This window comes from Streptomyces sp. JB150 (genome assembly GCF_011193355.1).
Classification (GTDB): domain Bacteria; phylum Actinomycetota; class Actinomycetes; order Streptomycetales; family Streptomycetaceae; genus Streptomyces.
On the sequence record NZ_CP049780.1, the window covers coordinates 1096360 to 1096981 of the forward strand.

Here is a 622-nt window from a genome sequence, read left to right on the forward strand (position 1 = left end):
AATGACACGACTTCGGCGGTACGCTTGAGCCCCGCTACATTGTCGGCGCGGAATCACTAGACCAGTGAGCTATTACGCACTCTTTCAAGGGTGGCTGCTTCTAAGCCAACCTCCTGGTTGTCTGTGCGACTCCACATCCTTTCCCACTTAGCGTACGCTTAGGGGCCTTAGTCGATGCTCTGGGCTGTTTCCCTCTCGACCATGGAGCTTATCCCCCACAGTCTCACTGCCGCGCTCTCACTTACCGGCATTCGGAGTTTGGCTAAGGTCAGTAACCCGGTAGGGCCCATCGCCTATCCAGTGCTCTACCTCCGGCAAGAAACACACGACGCTGCACCTAAATGCATTTCGGGGAGAACCAGCTATCACGGAGTTTGATTGGCCTTTCACCCCTAACCACAGGTCATCCCCCAGGTTTTCAACCCTGGTGGGTTCGGTCCTCCACGAAGTCTTACCTCCGCTTCAACCTGCCCATGGCTAGATCACTCCGCTTCGGGTCTTGAGCGTGCTACTGAATCGCCCTGTTCGGACTCGCTTTCGCTACGGCTACCCCACCCGGGTTAACCTCGCAACACACCGCAAACTCGCAGGCTCATTCTTCAAAAGGCACGCAGTCACGAGA

General features: G+C 56.3%; 1 rRNA gene (cut by both window edges). It reads right to left on the reverse strand.

Features of this window, described 5'->3' with window-relative positions:
• Positions 1-622 (reverse strand): 23S ribosomal RNA (locus G7Z13_RS05310) (it extends past both window edges: 2107 nt to the left, 732 nt to the right).